We start from the raw sequence: 26,020 nt of genomic DNA, 5'->3' as shown, positions 1-26,020 counted from the left end.
CGTCGCCGTCAGCCGATGACCGCGCCGAAGGCGACGCCGGTGGCCGGCACCCCGCCCACGCCCGGCTTGATCGTCTGGGTCGGCGCTCCGCCGGAGGCCACGTTCCACGGGAAGCCGTAGACCGCGCGGTTCTCCGCGGGGCCGTAGGGCACGCCGACGTACAGCAGCGAGGGGGTCGCGGCGAGGGAGATGCCGACGAGCATGCGCGGCGCGGGAGTGGGCCCGACGCCGTACCCGGGGTCGATCCACTGGTCGGAGGCGCCGGCCGCGCCGACCAGCGGGACGATTTGCACGCCGCCCTTCTCCGGGTGTTCCTCTCCCGACTCCTCGCCGGGCACTCCGATCGCCAGCCGGGTGGTGGTGGCGGTGGAGGTGGCGTTCGGGGAGGAGTTGACCGCGGCGAGCCGCTTGCCGAAGAAGTCGCCGGCCTCGGCCTCCTGGTCCACGTCGGCCGTGTTCTGGTCGATCCAGGCGGTCTCGGTGAAGGTGCCGTTGGCGGCGAGCTTGAAGACCTGGACAGCGCCGGCGTCGACGGTCGTCGACAGGTCCTCACCCGGGACGCCCACGGCGAGCAGCGACTCGGTGGTGGAGGTGGCGCCGGAGGCGCGGTACGGGACCATGGCGAGCGCGGTACCGAACTGGTCGCCGACCTCCTCGGCCCCGGAGATCACGTCCTGGTCCTGGCCTAGTCCGCCGAGCGGCTTCGGCGAGTTGGAGGTGAGCGTGTGGTTGAAGAAGGCCACGCCGCCCGCGAAGGCCACGGTGCCCAGCGCCTCGCCCGGCGTGCCGACCGCGAAGTGGGTCGGGGTCGCGGCGAGCGAGGAGCCGAAGCGGTCGTCCTGCTCGGCGGCGCCGGGGACGGCGCCCGCGACGTCGGTGTCCTGGTGGACGAAGGCCATCGTCTGGGCGGTGCCGCTGATGTAGTGGAACCCGCCCGCGTCCTCGATGTCACCGATCGACTCGCCGGGGACGCCGATGATCAGGTACGGCGTGCCGGCCGAGGTCTTGCCGGCGGCCACCGCGTAGCCCACCCAGTCCTCGGGCTCCTGGCCGCCGCCCAGGGGCTTGTCGGTGCCCTGGTAGAACTCCTTGACGGCCTTGGTACCTGCGTTGAGCCCGCTCGTCGAGCCATAGATCAAGTGCACGTTGCCGGCGTCGGGAACGGTGCCCATGTCCTCGTAGGGGATGCCGACCACCAGGTCGCTGCACCCGTCGAGGTCGGCGTCGTACACCGCCAGCGAATGGCCGAACTGGTCGCCCGCCTCGGGCGCCCCCGGGATGCTGTCGAGGGCCTGCGACAGGGTGAGGACACCCTTGCCGCCGCCGTAGACGATCTGCACCTCGCCGGCCCTGGCCGCGCCACCGACGGTGGCCTCCGGGTCGGCGATGGCGGTGTCCCTGAACCCGTCACCGTTGAAGTCGGACTCGACTCCCGAGGGACAGGCGACGGCGGCCACGGCCGGCGTCCCGCCTGTTCCGACCCCCCAGGTCAGCAGTGTCGCTGTCATGACGGTGACGGCACCACGCCGCCACGCTTTCCCCACCCTTGACACAGACGCCCCGTAAATAAAGAGAAATTAAAGAAGGTCAAGGGATCATCTCTTCACCTGAAGTGCACATGCAACACCCGCCCCATGGCCCGGAACGTGACATGACTCACGCCCGCGGCACGTCACATTTCGAGCTGCTGGCATATGCCAGTCGACCGGACATTCCGCACCGTCCCTCCCGGGGGAGGGTCCGCCAGCCCCGACGGCCGGGCATCGGCGGACGGTCGGGGCGCGGGGCGTCGCCCCTGGTGAACAGCGGCCTCGGAGCCGGTATCGGTTCACGGCGGACTGCACTTTTCACCCCCCGGCAGGAGGAACGTGAGGTATCCGGCACGAAGGAGAAGATCGCCGGAACGCGCACGGGCCGCCTGCGGGAGAAGTCCGTCCGGGACCGACGGGTGCACGGACCACGAATCCCGGCGGACGTCGATCCCCGCGACCGCATGTCGAGAAGCAAACGCTTCAGCACACCCGGCCACCCCCGAAGACGGCGCCTCCGGCCCGGACGGCCCGACCTGGAAGGCGGACGAGCCACGCGATCCCGGGCCCGTATGCTCACCCGGAGATGCCAGACATCCGGAGGGCGAAAAAGTGAACTACAGGGTCCAGCCCAGCGCGCAGGTCGACGCAAGCGCCGAGATCGGCGCCGGCAGCAGCGTCTGGGACCTCGCGCAGATCCGTGAGGACGCGCGTCTCGGCGAGGGCTGTGTGGTCGGCCGCGGGGCCTACGTCGGCTCGGGCGTGCGGATGGGCGACAACTGCAAGCTCCAGAACTACGCGCTCGTCTACGAGCCGGCCGAGCTCGGCGACGGTGTCTTCATCGGCCCGGCCGTGGTGCTCACCAACGACCACAACCCGCGCTCCGTCGACCCCGACGGCAACCAGAAGCGCGGCGGCGACTGGGAGGCCGTCGGCGTGAGGATCGCCGACGGCGCGTCGATCGGGGCCCGCGCCGTGTGCGTCGCGCCGATCACCATCGGCCGGTGGGCCATGGTCGCCGCGGGCGCTGTGGTCACGAAGGACGTGCCGGACTTCGCCCTGGTCGTGGGAGTCCCCGCGCGTCAGGTCGGCTGGGTCGGCCGGTCCGGCGTCCGGCTGGCCGAACGGACGGACCAGGCCGGCGTCTGGGAGTGCCCGCAGACGGGCGCCGTGTACCAGGAGAAGGACGGCGTCCTCGTCGAACTCGAGGGCTGACAATGCCGGTCCGCTTTCCGGGCCGGTTTGCCGACTTCGGTAGGGTGACGCTGTCGCGCTGTATCTCCGTACCGACGCCCGTGAGGACCGATCCGTCGCAGGGCGTGCGCGGCATGCAGGTGAAAGGGTGAAGGGATCCGGATGAACAGCCACGTGCTCTATCTCGCGCTGGGCACATACCGAGTGCGAGCGGCACGCGAGCAGGTGAAGGAAATCGCGTCCTCGGGAGCCAGGGTCTCCCTGGTCGCGCTGGACGCGCCCGAGTGGCACGAGGCTCTGCAGGAACTCGGCCGGCTCGACGGAGTGGAGATCGTCCGGGTCGCCGCGGACAAGGACGGCAGCGCATGGGCGTCGGCCAAGAAGCTGGCGGGCGCCCGGTCGGGCCCGTTCGCCGAGGCGGACATCCTCGTCGCCGGTGACGCGCAGGCACTGCCCGTCGCCTGGATCGCCAAGCGCCGTCGGCCGGAGATCGACCTGCGACTGGAGCCGCACGGCGGCGAGCGCGAGGTGGAGCCCTGCGACCTCGCCGTCCTCACTCCCTGGTACCCCTCTCCGAACAACCCCTATGCCGGATCGTTCGTGCGGACGGCCACCGAGGCGGTGGGCGGCCACTTCGATCGCATCACCGTCTTCCACACCGAGGACTGGTCCGGCTCGGCCCCCGGTCCACTCGCCGACGCGGTCCGTGTCACCGACGAGCGGCTCCAGGAGCGGATCTCCTACGGGCACGTCGTGGACTCCCCCGAAGCCACGGTCGTACGCGTCCCGGTACCGCGCATCACCCGCAAGAGCTACGCCCCCTGGGTGGAGGCCCAGGCCAAGGCGCTCAGCACCACTCTGCCCACCGGCCGCATCGAGGCTCCGCTCGTACACGCCCACACCGGTATCTACGGCGGTGTGCTGGCCCTGCGGCTGGCCCGGCCCGACGCCCGCGTGGTGGTGACCGAGCACTCCTCCTTCCTGGACAAGGTGTTCGCACAGCCCGCGGCGGAGCGGCTCTACGGCGAGATGCTGGAGCGCGCGGACGCGGTCCTGTGCGTCAGCACCGCGCTGCGCGAGCAGGTCGTCAAACGCTTCCCACAGCACGCCGACAAGATCGGTGTCACACCGAACGCGATCGCCTTCGACCGTTTCACCTTCGACTCCGACGGTTCCCCCGAGCTGCTGCGCTGGCTGTTCGTGGGCCGTCTCATGAAGCAGAAGGGCGTCACGGAGCTGCTGGAGGCCTTCGCGCTCGTCGCCGCCAAGGAGCCCAAGGCGACGCTCACCATGATCGGGCACGGAGCGCTCGAGGACGAGCTGCGCAAGCGCGGCAAGGAGCTCGGTCTGGGCGACCGGTTCCGTATCCTCCCGCCGGTCGCTCCCGAGGCCGTCGGCCCGCTGATGCGTGAACACGACCTGCTGACGCACGCCAGCAAGTCGGAGACGTTCGGGATGACGGTCGTCGAGGCGATCGCCTCCGGTCGCCCGGTGCTCGTCACCCGGTGCGGCGGCCCCGAGGAGACGATGGCCGGCATCGAGGCGTCGGCCGGCGCGCTGATGGACGTCAGCGCCGACCCCCGGATCATCGCCGAGGCGTACTGGCGCCTGCGCGAGAACGCCGGTGAACTCGACCCGGCACAGGCCCGCAAGGCCCTCGAGAGCCGGATGGGCGCCGAGGCCGTGGCCAGACAGCTCGTCGAGGTGTACGAAGGCGCCCCGCCGCGCCTCCCCCAGGTCGCGCCCGCCGAGGTCCGGCCCGGGACCGGTACCGGTCCCGCGAAGAAGGGGGCCACCGCGTCGGACGAGCCGCTCGGGCGTGCGGTCGTCCTCGCCCTGTCCCCCGCGAAGGCGCGGCGCATCGTCCACTTCGCCAACGATCTCGTCGGCATGGGCGTCGAGGTGACCGTCGTGACGGCCCAGTCCCCGAAGGTGTTCACCCGGCTGGAACTCGACCGGAGTGTCTCCGTGCTGAGCATCGAGGACGCCGAGAGCAAGCTGCGCATCCCGCGCGCCGAGCGCTTCCTCGTCTACCGCGCTCCCCGTGCGGTGCTGAGCCGGGCGCGCCGGATCGCCGCGAAGAACCGTGAGGCGATCGGCCCCGAGCTGGCCGTCGCATCCGTGCAGCGGGTCCACACCAAGGTCGCCAACGCCTGGCACAAGAAGGTCTTCAACCGCACCTACCGGGAAGTCAGGCCGCAGCTGCTCGCCCGGCTCGCCAAGCGCTCCGTACTGCCCGAGCTGAGCCTGGACCGGGTGGACCACGTCTTCGTCAGCGACATCAACTCCACGGTGACGGGCTGGAAGTGGGCCAAATCCCACCCGCATCTGAAGGTCACCACGAGCCTGGACCGCAAGGTCTACGACCCCGAGTGATCTGAACTGCCGGGCTGCCGGGCGGTACCACCCTTTTCCTGGGCGGTGCCGCCCACAACCTTTTTCCGCCCCCGCTGGTCGAAGACCGTGAGACGTCAGGTCACCAACAGGGGGGAATCTCATGTCAGTTCTAGGCAGAACCCTGCCGACGGCGGCGGCCGTGGCGGCCCTCGCGGGCGGCATGCTCGCCACGGCGCCCGCGCATGCCGTGGTGGGTGGGGGCACGGCCACCACGCACGACTGGATGGTGCAGATCCACGCCACCCAGTCCGACGGCACCGTGCGCATCTGCGGCGGCGCGGCCGTGGGAGCGCACAAGGTGGTGACGTCCGCGGGCTGTGTGACGGGAGCCAAGAGCGTGCGGGTGGCCGCCGGCACCACCAGCCTCCTGGCGGAGACGGAGATGGACCCCGACGGCGCGGACACCAACGCCTCGGTGGTGAAACGCACTTGGACGGCGCCGGGCTACGACCCCGCGACCGGCCGCGACGACATCGCGGTCCTCACCACGCGCGACCCGCTGCACACCTCCAGCTTCGTGCGTCCGGCCGCCTACTGGGACATCAGTGCGGACACGCCCGGGACGGTCGGCACCCTCGCCGGCTGGGGCAGCACCAGCGGCGACTCCCGGACGCCCTCCCCCAACCTGCGCAGGGCGTCTCTGGAGGTCCGGCCCGACACCGAGTGCGCCGAGGCCGCAGGCGCGGCGTGGACCCCGGGACGGATGTTCTGCACCACTCCCCCGCCCCCTGAGCAGGACACCGGCGGCGGGACCCCGTGCACCGGCGACGAGGGCGGTCCGCTGGTCGTCAACGGCCGGCTCGTCGGCGTCTACTCACGCCCGACCGGCTCCAGTTGCACCGCCGAGGGCAGCCGTGCCGTGTTCACCAAGGTGAGCGCCCTCATCGGGCAGATGAGCGCCCGGATCAACGACACCGACCTGAGCGGTGACGGTCTGGCCGACCTGTTCGCGATGACACCGAGCGGCAAGCGGTACGAGTACGACAGCACCGGCAGCGGTCTGAAGCCCCGCAGCCAGTGGCCCACCCTGACCGCGCCCTACAGCCGCTACCGGCAGGTCGACGTGAACGGGGACGGATTCCAGGACTACGTCTACCGAACCGCCTCGGGCGACCTCTACCAGAGCTACGACCTCTACGTCTACGAGGGCTGGGGGAACTGGACCCGCGACCGCTACGAGACGAAGATCGGCCACGGCTGGAACAGCATGCGGTCGATCACCATCCCCGGCGACGTCAGCGGCGACGGCATCCCCGACATCGTCGCGGTCGACGGCAACGGCGTGCAGTGGGTCTACGCCTTCCGGCCGGGCAGTGGCCAGGGCCTCAGCGGCAAGTGGAAGACCGGCACCGGCTGGGCCGGTTACACCCTCTTCGGCAGCGGCGACTACACAGGCGACGGCAGGCCCGACCTGCTCGCCCGCGACACGGCCGGCCGGCTCTGGATCTACAAGGGCACGGGCCGGGGCGACGCTCCCTGGCAGGCTCGCGTCCAGGTCGGCCGCAGCGGCTGGAACTACACCGCGTACGCGGCCTCCGGTGACACCACCGGGGACGGCAAGGCGGATTTCTACGCCCGGGACAGCGCCGGCTACCTGTGGCTCTACAAGGGCACGGGCAACGCCTCGGCGCCTTTCCAGAACCGGGTGAAGATCGGCGGCGGCTGGAACATCTACGACCTGATCAGCTGACCGGGCACAAACGGGTGGCGCCCGGCCGGAACTCCCGGCCGGGCGCCACAGCGCTTGGTACGTCGCGTCACGCGCCGACGATCTCCCGCAGCCGCTGCTCGAACGGAATCAGCGTCGCCTCACGGGTGTACGTGTCCGCGTGCCGGCGTGCGGCCGCCCGCTGGTCCGGCGTCAGATCACGCGCCGCCTTGCCCGCGGCCACCATGGACGCGGCCAGCTCGTCCACGTCGAGGCTGTTGGCGTTGAACCACAGCGGATACCCGTCCAGAACGTCCTGCGCGGCGATGCCGGGCTGGTGCACGGAGACGATCGGGTGTCCGAAGGCCATGTACTCGAAGATCTTGCCGGACGTGACGTACCTGCCGCCGCCCGCCAGGAACACCAGCACGTCGGCTTCCTCGTACACCTTGCCGACCTCGGTCTTCGACACGGGCCCGCAGTAGCGCAGACCGGTGTCCTCGACGCCCTCGGGGCGCGAGCCCTCGTCGGTCAGACCCAGGCGGGCCTTGAGCGTCCCGGGGCTGTTCTTGAAGAAGCCGAGGTGACCGTGGATCTGGAGTTCGGCCCCGGCCAGGTCCGGGTGGCTACGGGCGATCTTGAACGCCTCGGCCATCTCCTCCACCGGCTGCTTCGCCGTGAGGGTGCCCAGGTAGGCGAACTTCAGAGGCTTCTGGTCGTCGCTGTCCTGCGCGGATCCGTCGACCGCAGCGGCTCGTGCGGCTTCCTCGACAGCCGTCTCGGCCGCCGTGGGCAGTACATCCGCATCCCATCCGTTGGGCACGACCATCATGCGGTCCGCGACCTCGGGGTACCGCTCGGCGTGCCAGCCGCGCAGCGCCTCGTTGACGAACACCGCCGCGGACGCCTTGTCCAGCATGCGCTTCTCCCACGACCATGCGATGTGCCCCTTGGGGAAGGCGGGCTCGTCGTGGAACAGGTCCAGCGTCCACGAGTCCCGGTAGTCCATGACGTACGGGACGCCCGTCAGCTTGTTGAACATCCAGGCCGCGCCGAAGGAGGCGAAGGGGTTGCCGGTCGCGATGACCACGTCGAACCGCTTCTTCGTGTGCAGTTTCAGCGCCCGTACGACGGATGCCCACGCCCAGGAGGAATAGCGTTCGGGGAAGAGCTTCGTCTGGCTGAACTGGTAGACGCGCTTGGCCATCAGCGGGAAGCTGCGGCGCAGCCAGCTGAACTCCCGCAGATCGTGCTGCCAGGTGTAGTGGTTCAGCGACGGGCGCTCGACGTGGATGCTGGGGTCGACGGTCTTCGACAGCTCCTCGTCCACGGAGCCGATCACGTCGTAGAGGAAGTCGAGCGGCGCCGCACAGACCGTGACGTCCCAGCCCTTCTCCACGAGGTGGTTGGCCGTGGCCCGGGCGCGGTAGACGCCACTCGCCCGCGACGGCGGGAAGTAGAACGCCAGGTAGAGCACGCGGGGACGCCGGTCGCTACGGTTCTTCATCGGTCTTCCTCGGTTGGTCAGCGAACGGCTGAGGGCTGCAAGGGCGCAGCGACGGGTGACGGTACGACGGAATCGACGCTGTAGGCGATGCGCGGGGTTCCCTGGCCGCCGGAGTGCCAGGTCTCCAGCAACTGCACCGCGTGCTGGATCGACAGGGCGTCGGCGACCACGACGAGTTCGGGGCCGCCCTGCGGACCGAAGCAGCGCTGGACCATGCGTGCGCCGACGGTGGGCCACACCCGGCGGTGCAAGGGCAGGAAGACGCGCCGGTGCACCCGCCCGGCCACGCCCTTCTCATAGGACTTGAGCGCCTTCTGCGTCCGCTCCCTGAGCGGTCCGCGGCCGAGGGCTCCGGCCACCCGCCGGGGTGCCTTGTACAGCACCGCGCGCTCGAGGCGGCGCGGCAGATGCCGGGCCTCCAGCTCGTCGGGGGTCATCAGCTTCACGCCCGCGGCGAAGGTCTCGGTGGCCCAGCGCTTCTTGTCGTTCACCAGGACGACGACCCGACCGCCGGCCTCGGCGACGGCAGCGGTTTCTTCGACCACGGCCCGCTTGCGCGCGGCACCGAGGGCCAGGAACAGTACCTGCATGTCAGGGACACTCCATCACGGGGAGTCGGGGAACCAGAGTCGGTAGTGCGCCTGGGCCACGGCCTTGTAGCCGAAGTTACCAGCCAGCTTCGCCTGGGCACGCTCAAGGTCCACCCGGCCGTCGAGGAACCGGGCGCGCAGGCGCCGGAACCCCTCGCTGATCGACGCCGCGTTCTCTTCCACGTCGACGAGCTCACCCGCGGCGTCCTCGATGCCGGCGAGTGTCTTCTCGGGTCCGCCGCAGCGGGTGACCAGCACGGGCATACGGGCGGCGATCGCCTCGACGATGGTCATGCCGAACGTCTCGTAGCGGCTGGGGTGCACGAGCAGGTCGTGACCGCGCATCAGCTCCAGCGCCTGCTCGTGCGGGATGGCGCCGAGGAGCTGGACGGCGTCGTCCAGACCGAGTTCGGCGACGCGCTCGCTGAGCGGCCGGCGCAACGGGCCCTCACCGGCGAGGGTGAGGGTGAGGGTCGGGTCCTCGGCGTGGCACTGCGCGAACGCCTCGACGAGCCAGCCGACGCCCTTGTGCTCGGCCATGCTGCCGAGGTAGATCCACTTGGTGAGATCCTTCACCGGCTCCGGCCGCGGCGCGTCGAAGGAGATCGGGTTCGGGATGCGCAGGATCTTGTCCGCATGGTGCGGGAACTGACGCTCCAGGGTTTCGGTGATCTTGTCACCGACGACGAGGAAGCCGGTGACACCGTCGAGGAGCTCGTCGTACAGCGGGACGGCGTCGGGGTCGTCGAAGACCTTGTCCAGGAACGACGCGTGCTCGGTGACGAACACCTTGGCGCCGGGCCGGGCGTTCTTCAGCGCCGCCCAGCCACTGGGCAGGCCCACATGGGCGTGCACCACATCCGCCGGGATGGGCTTGCCGTCGAGCAGACTGCGCAGCTGGCGTTCGTGGTTGAGCGCCTGGGCGCCGTGGTTCTGCCCGCGGGGGACAGTGACGGGGTACTGGACGAGCTCGGCGCCGCCGGCGGTGGGCACGCGGTGCACGGCCCGGGACATCAGCTTGGCGTTGGCAGCCTCGACGGCCTTGGTCGTCGCCGCGTCCATGGGGGCCACCCAGGGGTCGCCGTGGTAGACAGTGAGGCTGTCGCAACCCGGTGCCGTCGCCTCCACCATGGCCTTGACGAAGGATCCCCGGAAGGGCAGTTCCCGCGTCGGATACCACGGCGTGATCACGGCTACATCCCGGGATGTTGCCTGCTTCATGTCGACTTCCTTCGAGATTGCACAGCGAGGCGTCACATTATCACCGGCGTCGCGACCGCTTCGGACCGTTCGGGCTGCCGATCCGGGGGACCGGCGGCCCGAACAGGGCGGGTCACTCGCCGTTGCGGACGAGGGTCTGCCATTCCTCGAGGATGCGGACGACGTTGTGCGCGGCACGCCCGTCGCCGTACGGGGTGCCCTTGTCGGCGGTGGGCGCCTCACGGGTGACCTTGGCGGCCCACTCGTCGGCGGTCAGCGTGTGCGGGTCCGGGACGAGGATGTTCCAGCCGGTCTCGACCGTCTCCACCCACTCCGTCTCCGGACGGATCGTGGTGGTGACGCGCTCCAGCAGGAACGCCTCCTTCTGCAGGCCACCGGAGTCGGTGACGACACCGGACGAGGCAAGCACCGCGGCGACCAGACCGGCGTACGGCAGCGGGCGGCCGACGTGCAGCGAACCCTTCGTCAGCTCGATGCCGTGCTCCTTGGCGCGGGCCACGAGACGCGGGTGCGCGAGCAACGCGACGGGCACCGGCAGCCCGGCGAGGGAGTCGACGATCGCGGCGAGCCGCTCCGGGTCGTCGGTGTTGTCCGGCCGGTGGATCGTGGCCAGCAGGAACGGCTGCTCGGGGTCGATGCCTTCGGGCAGGACCGGCGCCGCGTGCTCACCCGCGAGGACGGCGTCGCGGATCCGCAGGCAGATGTCGACCATGACATCGCCCGCGAGCACCGCGCGCTGCTTCAGGCCCTCGTCGGCGAGGTGGCGCATGGCCTCCTCGGTCGGGGCGAGCAGCACGTCCGCGCTGTGGTCGGTGAGGACGCGGTTGTGCTCCTCCGGCATACGGCGGTTGAAGGACCGCAGACCCGCCTCGAGGTGCGCGACCGGCAGGTGCATCTTCACGGCCGACAGGGCGCCGGCGATCGTGGAGTTGGTGTCGCCGTAGACCAGGACCCAGTCGGGCCGCTCACGCTCGAACACCGGGTCGAGGGCCGAGAGGACCGCACCGGTCTGCACGCCGTGGGTGCCCGAGCCGACGCCGAGGTGGACGTCCGGGTCGGGGATGCCGAGGCCCTGGAAGAAGACGTCGGACAGATCGGCGTCGTAGTGCTGTCCGGTGTGCACAATGAAATGCTCGTGTTCGGTCCCGGCGAACGCGGCCGCGATGGGCGCGAGTTTCACCAGTTGGGGCCGGGCTCCGACGATGCTGATGACTTTCACTGCGCACTCTTCATTCTGGTCCTGGGCGGTGGGGAGACGGCGTAATCATACTGGAGGCCGAAGGGTCCCCGAGGGACCCGCCGGGCCCGAACGGCCGGTGTCCACCGGCCGTATCGCGGCCGCGGGCACCGTGGCCGGGCCGGTGGAACGGCCACCACGCGTGATCGGCAGGGTCCGGGGAGACAGCGCCGCACCGTGGCCCCGCCCGGGTACGGGGGCGGGGCCACGGGGTGTTCGCGGACGGGCGGCTCAGCCGCCGATGACGACCCGGCGGACGCCCTTCCAGGCCTCCGGGTCCGTCGTACGGCGACCGTCGACCAGGACGGTGACGTCCGGCAGGTCGGCCGGGGTCAGCGTGCGGTACTCGGCGTGGTCGGCCTGGAGGATCGCGGCGGTGACCTTCTCGCCCGCGTGCGGGGTGAGGCCGTGCGCGGCGAGCTCCTCGTCGGTGTACATCGGGTCCGAGACGAACGGGACCGCGCCCCGCGCCTTGAGGGCCTCGACGGTGGGGAAGACGCCCGAGAAGGCCGTCTCCTTCACACCGCCGCGGTAGGCGGCGCCCAGCACCAGCACGTTGACCCCGGTCAAGTCGCCGTAGGCGGCGGCCAGTAGGTCCACGGCGTAGTCGGGCATCGCCGCGTTCGCCTCACGGGCGGAGCGCACGACGGTCGCCGCCGGGTCGTTCCACAGGTACATCCGCGGGTAGATCGGGATGCAGTGACCGCCGACGGCGATGCCCGGCTGGTGGATGTGGCTGTAGGGCTGCGAGTTGCAGGCCTCGATGACCTTCTTGACGTCGATGCCGTTGCTGTCGGCGAAGCGGGCGAACTGGTTCGCCAGGCCGATGTTGACGTCCCGGTAGGTCGTCTCGGCGAGCTTGGCCAGCTCGGAGGCCTCGGCGGTGCCCAGGTCCCACACGCCGTTCGGCCGGGGCAGGTCGTCGCGGGCGTCGAAGTCGAGGACGGCCTCGTAGAACTCGACACCACGGGCGGCGGACGCCTCGTCGATGCCGCCGACGAGCTTGGGGTAGCGGCGCAGGTCGGAGAAGACGCGGCCGGTGAGGACGCGCTCCGGGGAGAACACCAGGTGGAAGTCCTCGCCCGCGGTCAGGCCGGAGCCCTCGGCCAGCATCGGCGCCCAGCGAGTGCGGGTGGTGCCGACCGGGAGGGTGGTCTCGTACGAGACGAGCGTGCCGGGCTTGAGGCCCTGCGCGATCGCCTTCGTGGCGGAGTCCATCCAGCCGAAGTCCGGGGTGCCCTCGGCGTCCACGAACAGCGGGACGACCACGACGACGGCCTCGGACTCGGCGACGGCGGACGCGGTGTCCGTGGTCGCGCTCAGCAGACCGGCGTCCACGGCCTGCTTCAGCTTGACGTCGAGGTCGTGCTCGCCGGGGAACGGCTCGACGCCGGCGTTGACCAGCTCGACGACCTTCTCGTTGACGTCCGCGCCGATGACCCGGTGGCCCTTGGAGGCGAACTGCACGGCCAGCGGGAGGCCGATCTTGCCGAGTGCTACTACACAGATGTTCATGGAGGGTCGCTACTTCCTTTTGGAACCGGTCGGCTTCTTGAAACCGGCGGACTTCAACTTCCTGACACCGACCGACCTCACGCGGCCGGCCAGGGACTTGAGCTTCCGGACGGGAGCTCCCAGCGTCCGGAGGATCTGATCCCTCTTCGGCGGGTACATGCGGGCCGTGTCGATCACGACCCGCCCCTTGTCGTTCACCAGGGCCGACGCCCGGTAGGGGTCCCCCTCCGGGCCCCACCGGCGCGCCAGCGGCATGGGCAGGTCACTGCCCCGCACGGGAACCTCGTACGTGGCGCCGGCCACGTCCAGGTACACCCGGACACCGCGCTTGACGGTGACGTGATCCAGCGGGACGCGGGCGTGCAGCACCATCGCTGCGCCGTCCTCGGCGGGTTCGACGACCTGCTCGCCCACCACCGCCGGGGTCTTGTGGTTCGGCTTCAGCTTCCGGGCGCCCGGCTTGTCGGCCGATTTGGGCATGGCGCCCTTGGCGAGCCGCAGGGTGACGCCGTCGGAGACGCCCGTCACGGGCACCCGTACGGACGCCACGTAGGTGAGACCGTCCCCCTGCTGCTCCCACTCGGAGGTGAGCAGCCGGGTGCCGGGGGCGAGCTGGGCGCCCACCGAGTCCTTGGCCAGAACCTCGAACACGTGGTCGGGCAGGCCGATGCGCGGGTCGCGGAAACCGGGGTAGCGCGCGAAGGCGCGTGCGCCCTCGATCACGAACGGGACGCCGTTCTCCGCCTCCGAGGTGATGGCCTCGGACAGCTCGTCGACCGCGCCGGCCCGGGCCAGGGATATCCGCACCCGGCGCTTGACATCCATGGCGTCGCGGATGCCGTCGGTGAAGTACGCGTCCGCCAGCCGCGCGATGCCCGCGCAGATCTGCACGCGAAGCTCGCGGTCCAGGCCCGGGAAGTCGTCCTGGACGAGCTTGGCCAGCTCCCAGAGGAAATGGCGGTGCAGGATGGCGTCGCGCTCCGGTCCCGCCTCGATGAGGCCGGCCGTGAAGTTCATCATCTCGGCGGTGCACTCGAGCCGGGAGAGGTGGTTGGCGCGGTAGGTGATGTTGCTGGCGTCGCCCCGCTTGACCGCGTAGTAGCAGGTGTAGCTCGCCACCACCGAGATCTTCCGGGCCCGCACGAGGGCCTCGATGGTGAACGGCTGGTCGCTGCCCACGGCCATGTGCTCGGGGAAACGCAGCTTGTACTTCTCCACCATCTCGCGGCGGAACAGCTTGGTGTTGGCCAGGGTGAAGGGCACCCCCGGCTCGTCCGGGCGGACCTCCCGGTCGCCGTGCTGGAACAGCGCCTGGTGGACGTAGCGGCCGTTGGTGCCGACCATCTTGCCGACGACCACGTCCGACTCGTGCTTGTCGGCGTACTTCACCATGCGCTCCAACGCTTCCTCGCCGAGGTAGTCGTCGGAGCCGATGAAGTACACGTACCGGCCGGTGGCCAGCTCCAGTGCCCGGTTGCTGGGCGCTGCCGGACCACCGGAGTTCGCCTGGTGGATCACCTTGACGGTGTCCGGGTAAAGCGCCGCGAACCGGTCGAGTTCGCGGCCGCTGTCGTCGGTGGAACCGTCGTCGACGGCGACGATCTCGAGCCGCTCGCGTCCGATGGTCTGCTGGACCAGGGAGTTCAGGCACTCCGTCAGGTACGGCATCGTGTTGTATACCGCGACGACGACACTGACGTCAGGCGCAGCACTCATGCTCGGGCTCCTGGTCTCCGCCAGCCGTGACGGCTGGGTCCTGCGGGGAAAGTCTCACAGAACATAGGAGTCCTACCGAGCACGCACCGTTCCCCCGATGTGTGATGCTCAGCTGCCATGGACGGCCAGGTCCTCCACCGGAAGGGTAACGCTGGTGTTCTTCGTGGCCGACTCGAGGACGGCCGCAGCCACCTCGACGGTGCGCATGCCCTGGCGCAGGGTGCAGATGTCGGCCTGCTTGCCCAGCACCGCATCCCGGAACAGCTCGTGCTCGACCTGGAGCGGCTCGCGCTTCGGGATGGCGTAACGGATCATGTCGCCCTCGGACACACCGCGGAACGCCCGGAGGGCCTCCCACTCGGTGGTCACGGCGGCGTTGGAGTGGAACGTCAGGTCGGCGGTGAGGGTGTCGGCGATGAAACAGCCGCGCTCACCGGTGACCGACGTGAACCGCTCCTTGAGCGGGCTCAGCCAGTTCACCAGGTGGTTGACCATGGTGCCGTCGTCGAGACGCCCCACCGCGGAGACCATGTCCTCGTGCGGACGACCGCTCTTGGAGACGGTGTGCGCGGCGATGGACACGTACTGGCGTCCGGTGACCCAGCCGGTGAGGTCGATGTCGTGGGTGGCGAGGTCCTTGACGACGCCGACGTCCGCGATGCGGTGCGGGAAGGGGCCCTGGCGGCGGGTCACGACCTGGTAGACGTCACCCAGCTCGCCGGCCTCCAGGCGCGCGCGCAGCGACATCAGCGCCGGGTTGCAGCGCTCGATGTGCCCCACGCCGGCCACCAGGCCGCGCGACTCGAAGGCCTCGACGAGACGGCGCGCGCCGTCGACGGTGTCGGCGACCGGCTTCTCGACCAGCGCGCACACACCGGCCTCGGCGAGCGCCAGGCCGACCGGCTCGTGCAGTGCGGTGGGACAGGCCACGACGGCGTAGTCCACGCCGAGGGCGATGAGCTCCTCGACGGTGTCCAGGATCGGCGCGCCCTGGGCGGCGCCGAACTTGTCGCCCATCGGGTCGACGACGCCGACGAGGTCGACGCCATCGAGACCGGACAGGACACGGGCGTGGTGACGCCCCATGGAACCGAGGCCGACGAGTCCCGCCCGCAGCGACTTCCCGGTACTCACAGTTGCTCCCCCAGAGCATTGACAGCGGTGACGATGCGCTCCAGATCCTGCGTGGACAGGGCCGGGTGCACGGGCAGCGACACGACCTCGGCGGCCGCGCGGTCCGTCTCGGGCAGGGTCCAGTCACGGCCCGCCTTCTGGTCCGGCTCCCAGTACGGCTTCAGCCGGTGGATGGGAGTCGGGTAGTACACGGCGTTGCCGATGCCGGCCTCGGTCAGCCTGGCCATGGCGGCGTCGCGGTCGCCCTGGATGCGCACCGTGTACTGGTGGTAGATGTGCCGGGCGCCCTCGGCGACCTTCGGCGTGATCACGTTCGGCGCGGTGATGTGCTCGGTGAGGTACGCGGCGTTGGCGATGCGCTGCTCGGTCCAGCCGTCCAGCTTGCGGCGCTGGACGCGGCCGATGGCCGCGGACACGTCCGTCATCCGTACGTTGGCGCCGACGATCTCGTTGGCGTAGCGCTTCTCCATGCCCTGGTTGCGCAGCAGGCGCAGGGTCCGGGCGGTCTCGGCGTCCCCGGTGGAGATCATGCCGCCCTCGAGGCTGTGCATGTTCTTCGTCGGGTAGAAGCTGAACGTGCCCGCTGCGCCGAACGCGCCGACCGGGGTGCCGTGCAGCGCGGCCGCGTGGGCCTGGCAGGCGTCCTCGACCACGGCGAGCCCGTGCTGCCCGGCGATCGCCATGATCTTGTCCATGGCGGCCGGGTGGCCGTACAGGTGCACCGGCATGATGGCGGCGGTGCGCGGCGACAGGGCAGCCTCGACCGCGGCCGGGTCCAGACAGAACGTCTCTGGGTCGATGTCGGCGAAGACGACGTCGGCGCCGACCAGCCGCACCGCGTTGGCGGAGGCGGCGAACGAGAACGACGGAACGATGACCTCGTCGCCCGGGCCGAGACCGAGGGCGAGGAGCGACAGGTGCAGCGCGGAGGTTCCGGAGTTGACCGCGACGCAGTGGCGTCCGTCGACCAGCTCCGAGAACTCCTCCTCGAAGGCGGCCACCTCGGGCCCCTGGACGACCATGCCGCTGCGCAGCACGCGCACGGCAGCCTCGATCTCCTCCTCGGAGATCACAGGCTTGGCGGCCGGTATGAACTCATGGGCGTCGGTCATCGACATCCCCTCCTCTACGGCGACCTTTAGGGCGCACCACGTCATGCATGGTCGGGAAGGGACCGTGTCGATGCTCAGCACGGCCGCATCCCTGGTTGTCCGCTGGTGCCTGTGGGCGGGGCGGACGGGCTGTACACAGGACCCCGCCCCCCGAGGGCTCCTTGCGGGAAGCCAGCCGTGTCCGGCGTTGGAACCGGATGTGCTCATCGGCTGTGGTCACGGTGTGCATGTCTTTGGCCACCGGAACCACGAAGCACGTTACCAGCACGCGCACAGCGATTTTCCCAAGGGTTACCACAGTGAAACTCACGGAGCGAGTGCGCTCCCTCACAAGCGAGACACAGAGTAACCCGCCCTGTGGCGCACTGCGACGCGAGATCACGGGAGGGGCGAACCGGCGCGGGCACCCGGTGGGTACCGGGTGCCCGCGCGACGGTCGAACCGGATCGGACGGCCGGTTCAGGCGGAACCGGAGGTCACTCCTCCGTCGGGGCCGAGACGCTCGGCTGGCTCTGCTGAGCCGCCGCCGTGGTCTTCGACACCGCCTTCGCCGCCTTCTTCGCCGTCGTCTTCTTCGCGACGGTCTTCTTGGCGGCCGTCTTCTTCACCGCCGCCGTCTTCTTGGTGGCGGCCTTCTTCGCCGTGGCCTTCTTCGCCGTCTTGCGGGCAGCCGCCTTCTTCGCCGGAGCGGCCTCCGCCTCGTCGGCGGGCGCCTCGCTCTCCTCGGCGGCGCTCTCCGCCGGGGCCGACGGGACGACCACGACGGCCGTCTCCTCGGAGGCGGTCGGCGCGGTGGCCTTGCGCACGGCACGGCGCCGCGGGCGGGCCGGGGCCGCGCTCTCGACGACGGGCTCGGCGACCGGCTCGGCCTCGGGCTGCTCCGCCGGAGCGGCCTCGACGGCCGGGGCCGGAGCCGCCGGCTCGGCGACCGTCACCACGGCGGCCTCCGCACCCGCGGGCGAACCGGCCGGCGCGGACACCTTGCGGGTGGCACGACGGCGGGTACGACCCCTGGGCGCGGCCTCGTCGGCCACCGGAGCCTCGGCAGCCGGAGCTTCGGCGACCGGAGCTTCGACGACCGGGTCCTCGACGGCGACCGGCTCGGCCTGGGCGGTGACCGCCTCGGCCGGCTGCACCGGACGCTCGGTCTCCACCTCGGCGGTGACGTCCTGCGCGGTGGGCGCCTCGACGGCCTCCTCGGCGACGGCCTCGACGGAATCAGCCGTGAGATACGTCTCGGAGCCGCCCGACCTGCGCGCGCCGCCCCTCGGCGCACCCGCCGGAGCGGACGCCCTGCGGCTCGCCCGGCGCCGGCCCCGGCCACGCGTGGCCGATGCCTCCGCCTCCGCGATGCTGCTGTAGAGCTCCTCGTCCGGCGCGAACTCCGGTGCCGCGAGCGCGACCGGCTCGGCCACCTCGGCGGCGACCTCGGCTTCGCTCTCCGTCTCCGGCTCGGCACCCACGAACGGCTCGACGACGTCGGCCGTCACCGTCTCGTGCTCGTGCTCGTGGTCGTGGCCCTGTCCGTCGCCACCGCGGCCGCGCTTCTTGCGCTTGCCGCCCCCACCGACGGCGGTCGGCTGCTCCATGTGGACGATGACCCCGCGCCCGTTGCAGTGCACACAGGTCTCGGAGAACGACTCCAGCAGCCCCTGGCCGACCCGCTTGCGGGTCATCTGCACGAGCCCCAGCGAGGTGACCTCGGCGACCTGGTGCTTCGTGCGGTCGCGGCCCAGGCACTCCAGCAACCGCCGCAGCACCAGGTCCCGGTTGGACTCCAGCACCATGTCGATGAAGTCGATCACGATGATGCCGCCGAGGTCGCGCAGCCGCAGCTGACGCACGATCTCCTCGGCCGCCTCCAGGTTGTTCCTGGTGACCGTCTCCTCGAGGTTGCCGCCCTGGCCGGTGAACTTGCCGGTGTTGACGTCGACGACGACCATCGCCTCGGTCCGGTCGATCACCAGCGAACCACCGCTGGGCAGCCAGACCTTGCGGTCCAGCGCCTTGGCGAGCTGCTCGTCGATCCGGTACGTGGCGAAGACGTCGACCTCGGAGGTCCACTTCGACAGCCGGTCGGTCAGGTCGGGCGCGACGTGCGACACGTATCCGTGGATGGTCGACCAGGCCTCGTCACCACTGACGATGACCTTGGTGAAGTCCTCGTTGAAGATGTCGCGCACGACCCGGACGGTCATGTCCGGCTCGCCGTACAGCAGCGTCGGGGCGTTCCCGCCGTTCTTCGCCTTCTTCTGGATGTCCTCCCACTGCCCCTGAAGCCGCTCGACATCGCGGCGCAGCTCGTCCTCGCTCGCGCCCTCGGCGGCGGTGCGCACGATGACGCCCGCGTCCTCGGGGACGATCCGCTTGAGGATCGTCTTCAGGCGGGCCCGCTCGGTGTCGGGCAGCTTGCGGCTGATCCCGGTCATCGAACCCTCGGGCACGTACACGAGGTAGCGGCCCGGCAGGGAGACCTGGCTCGTCAGGCGGGCGCCCTTGTGTCCGATCGGGTCCTTCGTCACCTGGACGAGGACCGACTGACCCGACTTGAGGGCCGCCTCGATGCGACGCGGCCCGTTGGCCATGCCGAGCGCCTCGAAGTTGACCTCACCGGCGTACAGGACGGCGTTGCGCCCCTTGCCGATGTCGATGAAGGCGGCCTCCATCGACGGCAGCACGTTCTGGACCTTGCCCAGGTACACGTTGCCGACGTACGAGGTGGCCTGCTCCTTGTTGACGTAGTGCTCGACGAGCACGTTGTCCTCGAGGACACCGATCTGGGTGCGCTCGCCGCTCTGGCGGACGACCATCACCCGCTCGACGGCCTCACGACGGGCCAGGAACTCGGCCTCGGTGATGATCGGCACCCGGCGGCGGCCCTGCTCACGGCCTTCACGGCGGCGCTGCTTCTTGGCCTCGAGCCGGGTCGAGCCCTTGATGGACTGGACCTCGTCGGACGGCTCGGAGGGCTTGCGCGGCTCACGGACCTTGACGACGGTGCGCTCCGGGTCCCCGTCGGCCGGCTGCTCGGCCTCGGTCGAGGAGTCACCGGCGCGGCGACGGCGACGGCGACGGCGGCGACTGCCGGCGGTGGAGCCACCGGCCTCGTCCTCGGCGTCCTCCGCGTCCTCGTCCTCCTGCTCGGCGGTGTCCTCGGCGTCCTGCGTGGCCTGCTCGGCGGCGAACTCGTCGGCGCCCTCGTCCCCCGCGTCCCCCTCGCCGTCGGCGGCATCGCCACGGCGACGGCGACGGCCACCGCGACGGCGACGGCGACGCGAACCGGTCTCCTCGGTCTCGTCGTCGCTGTCGACGACGTCCTCGGCCTCGTCGGCCTCCTCCGGCTCGGCTTCCGACTCGTCGTCGGCGACCGGCACGGCTGCGGCGGGCGCGGCAGCGGTGGGTGCCGCGGCGCGGCCGGTGCCGGCGTCATCACCGAAGCCCGCGGCGCGGCGCCGACGGCGCCGACGCGACCCGGTCGACTCCTCCGGCAGCTCCTGGGTCTCCCCGGGCTCCTCGGTCTCCTCGGGCTCCGTCACCTCGGCCTCGGCGGCGGCGGCTTCGGCGGCGGCCCGCTGCGGGGTCTGGAACTGCGGCTCGGCGAACACGGGCGCCTGGAACACGGCGACCGCGGGCCGCGCCGGACGACGCGGCGCGTCGGACTCCGCGTTCTCCTGCGCCGGCGCGGTGAAGCCACCGGCGGCCCGGCGGACCACCCGACGGCGCCCGCGACGCGAACCGGAGTCCTCGTCGGCCTCAGCGGCCTCGGCGGGAGCGGCCGGAGTTTCGGCGGGCGTCTCCGGGGCCTTCGTCTCTTCGGCGGCCGGGGCGGCAGCGGTTGCGGGAGCGGCCGGCTCCTCGGTCACCTCGGCGGCCGCGGCGACCCGGCGCGTCGCGCGACGGCGAGTCCGGGGGGCGGCCTCGGGAGCCTCGACGGGGGCCTCGGGCGTCTCGTCGGTCACGGCGGGAGCCTCGGGCTCGGCGGCGACGGCGGGCGTCTCCGCCTCCGGCGCACCGGCGGGCGCGGTCGCGCGCCGGGTGGCGCGGCGCCGCGTACGGGGCGCGGCCTCGGTTTCGGGCGCGGTCTCGGGCTCCACGGCGGGCTGCTGCACGGCGGCGTCCTCCGCGGCGGACTCGACGGCCTCGGCCGGGGTCTCGGAGGACGCGGACGGCGTGGTCACGCGGCGCGTGGCCCGGCGACGGCTGCGGCGGGGAGCGGCGTCCTCGGCAGAGACCTCCTCCACGGAGGTCTCCTCGGCAGGGGTCTCCTGCGCGGTGGGCGCGCTCACCTCGGCGGCCACGGGCAGGACGGTCTCGGCGGCCTCGACGGCGGCCGGAGCCCCGGCGGGCGCGGAGGCGCGGCGGGTGGCACGGCGGCGCGTACGGGGCGCGGCCTCGGCGGGCGCCTCGTCGGCTTCCCCTGCCGTGCCGTCGGCAGTGGCGTCGCCCTGGGCGGCCTCGGTGGCCTCGGCTTCGAGGTCCTCCTCCGCCAACTGCTCGGCGGACTCCACGGCCGGTATGGCCGGCGTGGTGATCTCGGCCGAGGTGTCGGCGGCGGCGACCGGCGGACCCGCCGGCCGGGAAGCGGCACGGCGCCGCCGACGCGGCGGCAGGGTGTCGCTGGGGCTGTTCGCTTCGGAGTCCGTGACGGACTCTGCGGATTCGGTTGGCTCGAGCATGCGGGCGTTTCTCCCGTCAGGCTCCCGGGCGCCGCGCCTGGTCCGGCGTCGATCGCTGAGGATCGATCACCGTTGACGTCCGCGGCTCGCGCGATGCGCGGTGCCGCCGTCCGGGGCGCGGGCGCCGCACGGGAGCTCTCTGTGTCCTGTCTCGCCGGTTCCGTACGCCGAATGCGTACGGCCTGGCGAAAGTCTTCTGGTCGGTTCGCCGCCCGACCCAGGTGGCTCCCGAGTACGAGGGCGGCGCTACGGCGTACGTTCCTTCGCGGAACCTTCCCTACGCGGGCGCCTTCGCGGTGGCAGCGGGTTCGGCCGTTGTGGGGGCCTGTGCTGCCTCGCGGTCGGGCGCGAGCGGGTCGGTCACCGTGCCGGTCTCTTCATCGAACAGCCCCTGCGCCAGCCTGGTCACCGCAGCGGGGACCGGCGGCGCCAGGTCGGCCACGGCGCGAAGACCGGACAGGACGTCGTCGGGTCGTACGGCAGGCGTCACGTGCCGAACAACCAGCCGCAGTATCGCACAGGGCTGGTCCGTCGGCCTATCAGCGGGTTCCCTGTGCGTTTCGAGCTGGACGACAGCGGCGCGGGCGTCGAAGGTCCGCACGCCGTTCTTCGCCATGCGCTGGACCTCGACGGCGTCCGCCTTGTTGAAGGCGTCCACCGCGCGATCGGCGTCGGCCGGGTCCACACCGTCCAGCCGCAGCTCCCATACGGAGGCCGTCAGCCGGTCGGCGAGCCCCGAGGTCCGGGCCTCGACCGCGTCGACGATGTCGAGCCCGGTGGGCAGCGACTCGTCGAGGAGGATTCTCAGCTTCTCCGGATCACGCGCCGCGGTGAGCGCGATCTCCAGATACTCCGCCTCACTGCCCGTGCCGGTGGGTGCGGCATTGGCGTACGACACCTTCGGATGCGGTGTGAACCCCGCCGAGTACGCCATCGGCACCTCGGCACGGCGCAACGCACGCTCGAAGGCGCGCTGGAAGTCACGGTGGCTGGTGAACCGGAGGCGGCCGCGCTTGGTGTAGCGCAGTCGGATGCGCTGCACCGCGGGTGCGGGCGGCGGGCCTTCGGGCTGTCGCTTGCCCAGTGTCGTTCAGTCCTTCGTGAGAGCGGTCGTACTCCTACCAAGAGTACGTGTCTCGCCCGTCGATGGTTCCCGTCGGCCGACCGCCTCCCGTGGCAGCGACTCGCCGAAAAGCATCCGGCGCAGGTCCGCGCGGGTCTGCCGGGCCGTCTCACGGGCGGCGGCCAGCGCCTGCCGGGCGGCCCGGCCCACACTGCGCGCGGCACGGGCCGCCGGACGCAGCACGGCGTCCCGCACGACATGCCCCACCGGGGTCAGGACGGTCCGGTACACCCAGCGCACCGGCTCCACGAAGATCCACCAGAAGAGGGTCCCGAGGAGCCGTCCGACGGCCGACGAGATGCGTCCCGCGATCCGCCAGGCGTGCCCCAGAGCCTCCCCCACCTCACGCGCGAGGACTGCGAGAAAGCGGCCGACGGGCGCGAGCACCCAGCGCCACAGCGCGAGCGCGGGCAGCACGACCAGGATCCGGACGGTCCAGTACAGGACCACGCCGATCCCGGTGACGAGCAGCGCCAGCAGCCGCCACACCCCTCGCGCACACCAGGCGACCGCCCGCCCGGTCGGCACGAGCACCGCTGCGTGGATCCATCGCGCCGGAACGACGACGAGGTACCGCACCAGCCACGCCACGGCGGTGTACGCGCCGGCCCCGACGACGGCGAGGACCGTGCCGATCCCCTTCAGCAACCAGCGGACGGCGTGCCCCGCGGGCGTCAGCACGCACGCGTACACCCACGCCAGCCCGGCCCAGGCCCGCCGGGCCAGCCAGGCGAGGCCGTGCCCGAGCGGGGTGAGGACATGCCGGTAGGACCACACCACCGGCACCACGAGCAGCACATGCCCCAGCCACCCCAGCGCCTTGCCCACAGGGACGACGACATACCGCCACAGCCCGATCAGCGGCCACAGCAACAGCGCCTTCGCCAGCCACGACAGGGCCCGCCCGAGCGGCCGGAGCACCGTGTCCCCGAGGAACCGCCCCGCCACGACGAGCGCGTCCCACGCCATCCGCACCGGCAGGACCAGTACCAGCACCACGATCCGCACAGGCAGCCGGATCGCGACGACGAGACACCCTTCGGGCGTCCGGGCAGGCGGCTGCGCGGGCGCCGGAACGGGCGGCTGCGCGGGCGGTCCGGCGGGCGGCTTGTGCAGGTCCATATCGACGTAGACGCTACAACCGCCCCGGTGGATGCGCTGCTGAGGGTGCGTCGGAAAGCGGCCCGCGGCACCGCGTCACTTCGACGACGGCCGAATCGAAGGCGGCGCCACGCTCAACTCACCGGACACCGACGAGCCCCTTCCCGACAAGGAAATCTGCGCGTCCTCCCCCGGGTCCGGCAGAGGGGTTCTGGGGGCGGCAAGCGGTGACGTCGACGGGCGGAGCCGGGGAGGGCCGGCGGCCATGGACAGTGCCGCCGTCCCCTCCTGCTCGCTCACCCCCGCCGGCGCGTCCCTCACACCGTCGGGTGCCTCGCTCACCTCAGTGACTGTGCCCGGAACTCCCCGCCGGCTGCTTCACCGTCAACGGCAGCAACTTCTGGCCGGTCGGGCCGATCTGGATGTGGGTGTCCATTGCCGGACACACCCCACAATCGAAGCAGGGCGTCCAGCGGCAGTCCTCGACCTCTGTCTCGTCGAGGGCGTCCTGCCAGTCCTCCCAGAGCCAGTCCTTGTCCAGGCCGGAGTCCAGGTGGTCCCAGGGCAGGACCTCCTCGTAGGACTTCTCGCGTGTGGTGTACCAGTCGACGTCCACGCCGAAGGCGGGCAGCGTCTTGTCCGCGCAGGCCATCCAGCGGTCGTAGGAGAAGTGCTCGCGCCAGCCGTCGAAGCGGCCGCCGTCCTCGTAGACGGCCCGGATGACGGCGCCGATACGGCGGTCGCCGCGCGAGAGGAGGCCCTCGACGATGCCGGGCTTGCCGTCGTGGTACCGGAAGCCGATCGAGCGGCCGTACTTCTTGTCGCCGCGGATCTTGTCCCGGAGCTTCTGAAGACGCGCGTCCGTCTCCTCGGCGGAGAGCTGCGGCGCCCACTGGAACGGGGTGTGCGGCTTCGGCACGAATCCGCCGATCGACACCGTGCAGCGGATGTCGTTCTGGCCGGAGACCTTGCGGCCCTCGGCGATCACCTTCATCGCCATGTCGGCGATCTGGAGGACGTCCTCGTCCGTCTCGGTCGGCAGACCGCACATGAAGTACAGCTTCACCTGGCGCCAGCCGTTGCCGTACGCGGTGGAGACCGTCCGGATCAGGTCCTCCTCGGAGACCATCTTGTTGATGACCTTGCGCATGCGCTCGGAACCGCCCTCGGGGGCGAAGGTCAGGCCCGACCGGCGGCCGTTGCGCGTCAGCTCGTTCGCCAGGTCGACGTTGAAGGCGTCGACACGGGTGGAGGGGAGGGACAGGCCGATCTTGTCGTCCTCGTAGCGGTCCGCGAGGCCCTTCGCGACCTCGCCGATCTCGCTGTGGTCGGCGCTCGACAGCGAGAGCAGGCCGACCTCCTCGAAGCCGGTCGCCTTCAGGCCCTTCTCCACCATGTCGCCGATGCCGGTGATCGAGCGCTCGCGCACCGGGCGGGTGATCATGCCGGCCTGACAGAAGCGGCAGCCGCGGGTGCAGCCGCGGAAGATCTCCACGGACATGCGCTCGTGGACCGTCTCGGCGAGCGGGACCAGCGGCTGCTTGGGGTAGGGCCACTCGTCGAGGTCCATGACGGTGTGCTTCGACACGCGCCACGGAACGCCCGACTTGTTGGGCACCACCCGGGCGATCCGGCCGTCCGGCAGGTACTCGACGTCGTAGAACCGCGGGATGTACACCGCGCCCGTCCTGGCGAGACGGAAGAGGACCTCCTCGCGGCCGCCCGGCCGGCCCTCCGCCTTCCACTCGCGGATGATCTTCGTCATGTCCAGCACGGCCTGCTCGCCGTCGCCGATGACGGCCGCGTCGATGAAGTCGGCGATCGGCTCGGGGTTGAAGGCCGCATGGCCGCCCGCCAGCACGATCGGGTCGTCGAGACCGCGGTCCCTGGACTCCAGCGGGATGCCCGCGAGGTCCAGCGCCGTCAGCATGTTCGTGTAGCCCAGCTCCGTGGAGAAGGACAGCCCGAACACGTCGAAGGCCTTCACCGGACGGTGGCCGTCCACGGTGAACTGCGGGACGGCGTGCTCCCGCATCAGCGCCTCCAGGTCCGGCCACACGCTGTACGTGCGCTCGGCGAGGACCCCCTCCTGCTCGTTCAGCACCTCGTAGAGGATCATGACGCCCTGGTTGGGCAGACCCACCTCGTACGCGTCCGGGTACATGAGGGCCCAGCGGACGTCGCAGGACTCCCAGGGCTTGACGGTGGAGTTGAGCTCGCCGCCCACGTACTGGATCGGCTTCTGCACATGCGGGAGCAGAGCTTCGAGCTGCGGGAAGACCGACTCGACAGACATCGCGGGGTTACCTTCGTGAGCTGA

The 26,020-nt window shown here is 71.1% G+C and carries 16 protein-coding genes; 3 read left to right on the top strand and 13 right to left on the bottom strand.

Going from position 1 to position 26,020, the window contains the following annotated elements; translation table 11 throughout:
* Positions 1–8: 8 nt before the first annotated feature.
* Positions 9–1,508 carry an FG-GAP repeat domain-containing protein gene (locus OHS71_RS26820; protein ID WP_328481889.1) on the bottom strand — a complete coding sequence of 500 codons (1,500 nt, stop codon included), beginning with the start codon at positions 1,506–1,508 and terminating at the stop codon, positions 9–11.
* A gap of 633 nt (positions 1,509–2,141) precedes the next feature.
* On the opposite strand from OHS71_RS26820, the gene OHS71_RS26815 reads away from it, so the two are divergent.
* From OHS71_RS26815 to OHS71_RS26805, 3 genes are all read left to right on the top strand, one after another.
* Positions 2,142–2,744 (top strand): acyltransferase, encoded by a 603-nt coding sequence (locus tag OHS71_RS26815; protein ID WP_328481888.1) that lies wholly within the window; start codon positions 2,142–2,144, stop codon positions 2,742–2,744.
* A 141-nt stretch (positions 2,745–2,885) separates the two neighbouring features.
* The gene (locus tag OHS71_RS26810) at positions 2,886–5,099 is read left to right on the top strand and encodes a glycosyltransferase (protein ID WP_328481887.1); all 2,214 of its coding nucleotides are present in this window, start codon (positions 2,886–2,888) and stop codon (positions 5,097–5,099) included.
* Positions 5,100–5,220: 121 nt separating this feature from the next.
* Complete coding sequence (locus tag OHS71_RS26805; protein WP_328481886.1) at positions 5,221–6,810, top strand: trypsin-like serine protease; 1,590 nt, start codon at positions 5,221–5,223, stop codon at positions 6,808–6,810.
* Between the two features lie 67 nt (positions 6,811–6,877).
* Here the strand turns inward: OHS71_RS26805 and OHS71_RS26800 are convergent, their stop codons facing one another.
* The 12 genes from OHS71_RS26800 to OHS71_RS26745 all read right to left on the bottom strand — a co-directional run bounded on the left by OHS71_RS26800 (position 6,878) and on the right by OHS71_RS26745 (position 25,996).
* Entirely contained in the window at positions 6,878–8,275 is a 1,398-nt protein-coding gene (locus tag OHS71_RS26800) for a glycosyltransferase (RefSeq protein ID WP_328481885.1), read from the bottom strand.
* A gap of 17 nt (positions 8,276–8,292) precedes the next feature.
* On the bottom strand, positions 8,293–8,865 hold the full coding sequence (locus tag OHS71_RS26795) for a hypothetical protein (RefSeq protein ID WP_328481884.1): 573 nt from the start codon (positions 8,863–8,865) through the stop codon (positions 8,293–8,295).
* Positions 8,866–8,880: 15 nt separating this feature from the next.
* A complete protein-coding gene (locus OHS71_RS26790) occupies positions 8,881–10,086 on the bottom strand; it encodes a glycosyltransferase (RefSeq protein ID WP_328481883.1) in 1,206 nt (401 codons plus the stop codon).
* Positions 10,087–10,198: 112 nt separating this feature from the next.
* A complete protein-coding gene (gene wecB, locus OHS71_RS26785; protein ID WP_328481882.1) occupies positions 10,199–11,305 on the bottom strand; it encodes a non-hydrolyzing UDP-N-acetylglucosamine 2-epimerase in 1,107 nt (368 codons plus the stop codon).
* A gap of 249 nt (positions 11,306–11,554) precedes the next feature.
* Positions 11,555–12,838: a nucleotide sugar dehydrogenase gene (locus tag OHS71_RS26780; protein WP_328481881.1), complete on the bottom strand. Its 1,284-nt coding sequence runs from the start codon at positions 12,836–12,838 to the stop codon at positions 11,555–11,557.
* Between the two features lie 9 nt (positions 12,839–12,847).
* A complete protein-coding gene (locus OHS71_RS26775; RefSeq protein ID WP_328481880.1) occupies positions 12,848–14,554 on the bottom strand; it encodes a glycosyltransferase family 2 protein in 1,707 nt (568 codons plus the stop codon).
* A gap of 108 nt (positions 14,555–14,662) precedes the next feature.
* Positions 14,663–15,688 (bottom strand): Gfo/Idh/MocA family protein, encoded by a 1,026-nt coding sequence (locus OHS71_RS26770; RefSeq protein WP_328481879.1) that lies wholly within the window; start codon positions 15,686–15,688, stop codon positions 14,663–14,665.
* A complete protein-coding gene (locus OHS71_RS26765) occupies positions 15,685–16,800 on the bottom strand; it encodes a DegT/DnrJ/EryC1/StrS family aminotransferase (RefSeq protein ID WP_328481878.1) in 1,116 nt (371 codons plus the stop codon). The genes OHS71_RS26770 and OHS71_RS26765 overlap by 4 nt, the downstream gene beginning before the upstream one ends.
* Before the next feature lie 476 nt (positions 16,801–17,276).
* A complete protein-coding gene (locus tag OHS71_RS26760) occupies positions 17,277–21,476 on the bottom strand; it encodes an Rne/Rng family ribonuclease (RefSeq protein WP_328481877.1) in 4,200 nt (1,399 codons plus the stop codon).
* Positions 21,477–21,753: 277 nt separating this feature from the next.
* Entirely contained in the window at positions 21,754–22,518 is a 765-nt protein-coding gene (locus OHS71_RS26755; RefSeq protein ID WP_328481876.1) for a TIGR03936 family radical SAM-associated protein, read from the bottom strand.
* Positions 22,519–22,566: 48 nt separating this feature from the next.
* The gene (locus tag OHS71_RS26750) at positions 22,567–23,721 is read right to left on the bottom strand and encodes a hypothetical protein (protein ID WP_328481875.1); all 1,155 of its coding nucleotides are present in this window, start codon (positions 23,719–23,721) and stop codon (positions 22,567–22,569) included.
* A gap of 322 nt (positions 23,722–24,043) precedes the next feature.
* The gene (locus OHS71_RS26745; RefSeq protein WP_328481874.1) at positions 24,044–25,996 is read right to left on the bottom strand and encodes a TIGR03960 family B12-binding radical SAM protein; all 1,953 of its coding nucleotides are present in this window, start codon (positions 25,994–25,996) and stop codon (positions 24,044–24,046) included.
* Positions 25,997–26,020: the final 24 nt, after the last annotated feature.

It is taken from the genome of Streptomyces sp. NBC_00377 (genome assembly GCF_036075115.1).
GTDB lineage: Bacteria > Actinomycetota > Actinomycetes > Streptomycetales > Streptomycetaceae > Streptomyces.
This window is presented reverse-complemented; position numbering and strand designations above follow the sequence as displayed.